Annotated in this window: 1 pseudogene; it reads left to right on the forward strand. The window is 74.1% G+C overall.

What is annotated here, in order from left to right:
* Nucleotides 1–2,741: pseudogene (locus AB0C29_RS41980) on the forward strand (DEAD/DEAH box helicase); the annotation flags it as partial.
* Nucleotides 2,742–2,798 lie beyond the last annotated feature (57 nt).

Raw genomic sequence — 2,798 nt, forward strand, 5'->3', positions numbered from 1 at the left:
CGCTGGCCGCCTTCCTCTGGTCGCTCGACCGGCTGGCCCACGAGCCCGTCCCGGCCGAGCCCAAGCACCGCTGCCGGGTGCTCTACGTCAGCCCGCTCAAGGCGCTGGCCGTCGACGTCGAGCGCAACCTGCGGGCGCCGCTGACCGGCATCCGGCAGGCGTCCGGGCGGCTCGGGCTGCCACCACCGGACATCACCGTCGGCATGCGCACCGGGGACACTCCGGCTGACGAGCGGCGGGCCTTCGCGCGTACGCCGCCGGACATCCTGATCACCACGCCGGAGTCGCTGTTCCTGCTGCTCACCTCGGCCGCCCGGGAGTCGCTCAAGGGCGTCGAGACGGTGATCATCGACGAGGTGCACGCGGTCGCGGCCACCAAGCGCGGCGCCCACCTCGCCCTCTCGCTCGAACGCCTCGACGCGATGCTGGGCCGCCCGGCGCAACGGGTCGGGCTGTCCGCGACCGTGCGCCCGATCGACGAGACAGCGCGGTTCCTGGGCGGGGCCGGCGCCGTCGAGATCGTCCAGCCGCGCAGCAGCAAGACCATCGAGGTCTCGGTGCAGGTCCCGGTGGAGGACATGACCCGCCTCGACGAGGTGCCCGAGGTCGACGCGGACGACCCCGGCGCGTCCCGGCGCACGCCGTCCATCTGGCCCGCCGTCGAGGAACGCGTGCTGGAGCTGATCCAGCAGCACCGCTCCACGATCGTGTTCACCAATTCGCGGCGCGGCGCCGAGCGCCTGTGCGCCCGGATCAACGAGCTGGCCGCCGAGGCCGTGGTCGAGCAGGCGGACCGCGCGCCCGCCGCGCTGATGGCCCAGTCCCCGATAGCGACGGGAGCGGCGCCGGTCGTCGCCCGCGCCCACCACGGCAGTGTCTCCCGCGAGGAGCGCAAGCAGATCGAGGAGGCGCTCAAGTCCGGCCAGCTGCCGGCCGTGGTCGCCACCTCCAGCCTGGAGCTGGGCATCGACATGGGCGCGGTCGACCTGGTGGTGCAGATCGAGGCGCCGCCGTCGGTCGCCGCCGGGCTCCAGCGCATCGGCCGGGCCGGGCACCAGGTCGGGGCCGTCTCGCGCGGGGTCGTCTTCCCCAAGCACCGCGGTGATCTGCTCAGCTGCGCGGTTGTCGCCGAGCGGATGGGTGAGGGCGCGATCGAGGAGCTGCGCTATCCCCGTAACCCGCTGGACGTGCTGGCCCAGCAGATCGTGGCCATGGTCGCCCTGGACGCGTGGCAGGTGGACGAGCTGGCCGCGCTGGTGCGCCGGGCCGCGCCGTACGCGGAGCTGCCCGACTCCGCCCTGCACGCCGTGCTCGACATGCTCTCCGGGCGCTATCCGTCCACCGCGTTCGCCGAGCTGCGGCCCCGCCTGGTCTGGGACCGCACCACCGACGAGCTCACCGGACGGCCCGGTGCCCAGCGGCTCGCCGTCACCAGCGGCGGCACGATCCCCGACCGGGGCATGTTCGGCGTCTTCCTGGCCGGCTCGGAGAAGGCGTCCCGGGTGGGCGAGCTCGACGAGGAGATGGTCTACGAGTCCCGGGTGGGCGACGTCTTCCTGCTCGGCTCGACCTCCTGGCGCATCGAGGACATCACGCCCGACCGGGTGCTGGTCTCCCCCGCGCCGGGCGCGCCGGCCCGGATGCCGTTCTGGAAGGGCGACGCGCTCGGCCGCCCGATCGAGCTGGGCCGGGCCATCGGCGCCCGGCTGCGCACCCTGACCCGCGCGGAGGACACCAAGGCGACCGCCTCGCTACGCGATTCCGGGCTCGACGAGTGGGCTGCCGACAACCTGATGGCCTACCTGCGCGAGCAGCGCGAGTCCACCCGCAATCTGCCCGACGACCGGACGATCGTGGTCGAGCGTTTCCGCGACGAGCTGGGCGACTGGCGCATGACCGTGCACTGTGTCCTCGGCGCCCGGGTCAACGCCCCCTGGGCACTGGCCATCGCCCGCCGGCTCTCCGAGCGCTACGGCGTCGACGGCCAGGTCATGCCCTCCGACGACGGCATCGTCATCCGCCTGCCGGACACCGCCGAGGAGCCGCCCGGCGCCGACCTGGTCGCCTTCGACCCGGAGGAGATCTCCCAGCTCGTCGAGGAGTCGGTCGGCACGTCCGCGCTGTTCGCCTCCCGGTTCCGCGAGTGCGCCGCCCGGTCGCTGCTGCTGCCCCGCCGTGACCCGCGCCGCCGCCAGCCGCTCTGGCAGCAGCGCCAGCGCTCGGCCCAGCTGCTCGACGTGGCCCGCGAGTTCGCCGACTTCCCGGTCACCCTGGAAGCGGCCCGCGAGTGCCTGCAGGACGTCTTCGACGTGCCCGGGCTGGTCGGGCTGATGCGCGAGATCGCGGGACGCAAGGTCCGGCTGGTCGAGGCCGAGACCCCGCGGCCGTCGCCGTTCGCCCGCTCCCTGCTCTTCGGGTACGTGGGCGCGTTCCTCTACGAGGGCGACGCACCGCTGGCCGAGCGGCGCGCCGCCGCCCTGGCTCTGGACTCGACCCTGCTGGGTGAGCTGCTCGGCCGCGTCGACCTGCGGGAGCTCCTCGACCCCACCGTGGTGACCGAGAGCGAGGCCCAGCTGCAGTGGCTCACCGCCGCCCGCAGCCCGCGCGACGCCGAGGACGCGGCCGAGCTGCTGCGCCTGCTCGGCGACCTGTCCGCCACGGATCTCACTGCCCGCGGTGTCGAGCTCGACTGGCTGACGACCCTGCAAGCGAGCCGGCGCGCAATCCAGGTCCGCATCGCGAGCGCGTCGCGGTAGCGGCCGGCGTCCTCGACGCCGATCCAGCGTTCCTCGCTCGCG

Source organism: Actinoplanes sp. NPDC048791, from assembly GCF_040650095.1.
Classification (GTDB): domain Bacteria; phylum Actinomycetota; class Actinomycetes; order Mycobacteriales; family Micromonosporaceae; genus Actinoplanes.